Origin of the sequence: Ensifer sp. SSB1 (assembly GCF_016652895.1) — a bacterium.
Lineage (GTDB): Bacteria > Pseudomonadota > Alphaproteobacteria > Rhizobiales > Rhizobiaceae > Ensifer.
The window spans coordinates 4,337-8,005 of sequence record NZ_JAEPRP010000247.1; the positions used below are offsets into that span (position 1 = coordinate 4,337).

The 3,669-nt window shown below is 58.2% G+C and carries 3 protein-coding genes; all 3 read left to right on the forward strand.

Translation table 11 applies throughout. The features are described 5' to 3' along the window. Positions 1-583: hypothetical protein (locus I8N66_RS34480; RefSeq protein ID WP_291164162.1), on the forward strand; the 583-nt coding region annotated here is incomplete at its 5' end. Continuing rightward, a complete protein-coding gene (locus tag I8N66_RS34485; RefSeq protein ID WP_291164165.1) occupies positions 580-1,197 on the forward strand; it encodes a hypothetical protein in 618 nt (205 codons plus the stop codon). The genes I8N66_RS34480 and I8N66_RS34485, both read left to right, overlap by 4 nt. Beyond that, positions 1,194-3,611 carry an AAA family ATPase gene (locus I8N66_RS34490; RefSeq protein WP_291164168.1) on the forward strand — a complete coding sequence of 806 codons (2,418 nt, stop codon included), beginning with the start codon at positions 1,194-1,196 and terminating at the stop codon, positions 3,609-3,611. Before I8N66_RS34485 ends, I8N66_RS34490 begins: the two co-directional genes overlap by 4 nt. Positions 3,612-3,669: the final 58 nt, after the last annotated feature.

Genomic DNA, 3,669 nt, shown 5'->3' on the forward strand with positions numbered 1-3,669 from the left:
CATCGTCTCGCTACGGAACCACGTCGCTAATCTGGACAGCGGCGATCGGATGGAGTTCGTCAAGTCCTTCGTTGACCAGACCTCGCGTCTTATGACGATGTTCCGGGATGGATCGGCGGGCACCGCACCGCGCCGATACAACCCACTTACAACCACACCGCTGCATCAGATTGCCGGGGACCAGAACATCCCTTCTAGCGGGTTGGCTGAAATAGCCGTTGTCGCTGGCCTTCTCGGATTGGGTATAGACAACGGCCTTTGGTCGCTCCACGGTATTGACCCGTCAAATCCATCCGACGGAGTCGTGCAGGTCTCAACCGCCATAGCCAGGACAAAGATGGTCCTGGCTGCTAACGGGCGAGCCGCAATTCGCCTACAGCAGAACGGGCACATCGTTGACGACGAGGACGCCATACTCATCTACAGCGCTGAGAAACCGCCAACCATGACCCGATCGCCACGAAGTTCTCCAGGTCGCACAGGTCATTTAGGACTTCGCGAGGTGAGCATCTACGACTTGCTGCAGGGTGCGAGCTCCGCAGATGACCTCTTGCAACACTTTCGCGAGGAGGCAGTGATATGACCGCCTCTACTCCCGTAGAAGGCGTCGTGGAGCTTTTAACTGTTTCTGGTTATAGACGACTCCCGTCTCCGCTCTTGATTGCCGGTCTTTCGTTTGAGGTCCCCGCAGCATTGGTCGGCGAGAACCCGTCCCCTGACCTGATCCTGGTCGCGGATACTGCATTTGAGGCCGATGTACGCATTTTGCGTAAAGTGGAAGGTGTTGCGCGGGCGCTTGACGTTGCACGATCGAAGCGACCCTTGACGACCATTCTTGTTGGTCCCAAGCCGAAGGCTTCTGTTCTGGATGCTATGACCAAGGTGTGCCGCGTCTTGGCGACCGGTGTGATCGGTACGGAAGAAGATAACCCTTTGCTTCAGAATTGGTTGGCGGTGCTGTTGCCCTTGGCGCTGCCGGAGCCGAGCAATGACATTGCGGAACCGTTGGAGGCGATAGTCAAACGCTCAACCGATCTCGAGAAAAGCATTGTCGACCTGGTGTCGCTGGGCGCGCAAGGCGCAGACACGGTGCAGGCGCGTCTGCACCAGCTCCTCAACGCCTCATTGAAGGTTCCCGACGCCGATGCCCCGGGCGCGGATAAACGCCCTAACCTCGCAGGAGGGATTTTCGAATGAGCCCCGCGCAACTGAAGTCCGTCACCCTCACTGATTTCCGCAGCATCAGGGGAAGCATTTCGGTTCCTCTTGATGCCCCGATTGTTCTAGTCCATGGCCATAATGGCGCTGGAAAAACAAGCCTGCTATCGGGCATTGAATTGGCGCTGACGGGGTCGGTAGCATCGCTTCAGCGCGTTGATCCGGACTATGCCAGCCATTTGGTGCACAAGGACGCCAAGTCGGCGAGCGTGCAGATCCAGACCAACGGGCTGGATGTAAATGACGCACACTTTGCGGTGAATGCAAACGGAATTTCGGGCGGAGCCCTGCTCAACACCGACCTATCGCGCTTTTATAGTGAGCGCTGCTTTCTGGCGCAGTCCTCGCTCGGCCGCCTGTTGGAACTTTACCAGGATTCCCCGAAGCGGACCGATTCAGCGTTGACGAGATTTGTCAAAGATCTCCTCCGCCTCGATCATCTCGATGCTATCATAGACGGCTTGCACGACGCCGGGGACGTCCGTCGCCTGCGGGGCGGCGTTCCGGCCTATGCTGAGACAAGGGATGCCGTCCCGCAACTCGAAGAGGAAATCGGTCGGCTGCGCAGCGAATTGGCCGCCACCGATGCTCGGATAAGGGAACTCTCTGAGCTGAACAATGAGCGCTCGTCGCAATTGACGTCCGCTGATCCCACACGGGCCAACGTGCTATCGATCACACCCGAATTCGAGGAGCAGGAACTCCTCAGATTGACCAACATCAAGCGCGAGATCGAGGTTGCAGAAAGGCAATGGCAGCAGATCGCCTATACTGATGCCTCCAGAGAGCGAGCGGCAGCCGAGCCACGAAGCGAAGCGGCTCACAGGGCGCTGCTTGACTGGCAAGATACGAGCGGCGCCGAGCTAGCGCGCCTGCTTGAACGCCTTGCTCCCCTCTTTCCAGACTTGCCGCCACTCACCTCCAATGGGCCGCAATACGTTCACTCTACGGCAAAGGGTGCAGTAAAGGAGGAACTGGCTCGCTGCACGGCCGTCCTCGCCAGTGATACACAAGCTGCGACCCGTGTAACTCACCTTGAGGGCGAGATCGCGCGAGCAAGAGCCAGAGTCCAGGCGCTTGAGCAACAAATATCGGGTTTCGCAACCCAGGCCGGTGTGTTGGCCCAGGCGCTGAGCAGCGTATTGCCACATATCCACACTGACGATTGCCCCGTCTGCGGGCGGGACTACACGGAGACATCCGACACTTCTTTGCATGCGCATGTCTCGGCCAGAATAGCGGAGCTCACCGCGGCGGCGGGTCAGTTGCAGGCGCTGAGCCAAGACCGGGCAACTACGCTCGCCACCGCTTCAAGTGCAGAAAGGCAGCTTGGTGAGGTCCGAGGTCAAATGCTCGACCAACAAAGACGCGATGCCCTCAGGACGAGACAGGCTCTCCTTCAAGAGGCCGATCTCGCGCTTCAACAAATGTCCGACGGCATGGTGGAGGGTGAACAGCGACTGGCCGCCGCGGCGGCGGCATCGCGTGCGCTATCCGATTTGGCCGCTGCTGACCAGAGCGGCACGGTCCTTCGTGAGTCTTTGAGCCGCTTTGCGTCAGAACTTTCCCTCGACCCGGTGGGCGCAACCGAGGCGGTGGCACCAGCTCTTGTGCGGTTCGCGGCCGAAGTGTCGCGTCTGATTTCGGCGTACGCGTCAAACCAGACCCTTCGAAGAGAAATGACCGGCAACTCATTGGAAATTGACCGGCTTAGGGTATCCCGTGAACCCGTTGCATCCGCGATCGCTGCAGCTCAAAGCCGCATCGATGTGCTGAATGCCGCGAAGGGGCGCGCGGACGCTATAGTTCAAGACGCTCGCGAACTCGCAAAACGCGCAGGTGAAGCGCGGACGGCTATTGTTCGAAAGGTTTTCAATGGTTCGCTCAACCGGGTCTGGCGTGATCTGTTCGTCCGATTGGCACCTGAAGAGCCATTCGTTCCGGCCTTCGCAGTGCCGGAAACGAACGGAGGACCAGTCGAGGCCATACTTGAAACGTGGTATCGGTCGGGTGGCAAAGGCGGGAATCCACGCGCGATGCTTAGTGCCGGTAATCTGAACACTGCGGCTCTAACGCTCTTTCTCGCTCTTCATCTCTCCGTAGCGCCCGATCTGCCATGGCTGGTGATTGATGACCCCGTTCAAAGTATGGACGAGGTACATATTGCGCAGTTTGCTGCATTGTTGCGCACCCTGGCTAAATCAAAAACACAACGTCAGATCATCGTGGCAGTGCACGAAAGGCCTTTATTCGACTACCTCGCACTGGAGTTGAGCCCAGCGTTTCAGAACGACAGGCTAATCACGATCGAGCTCAGCCGGAGTGCTGATGGCCAGACCTTGATGAATTACCAGCCACATGTTTGGCAACCAGACCAAGAGGTCGCGGCGTGAATACTCTCCGGTAAGAAAGAGTTGTCACCAAGTCGGATTTACGGGCGGTTGTCGATTC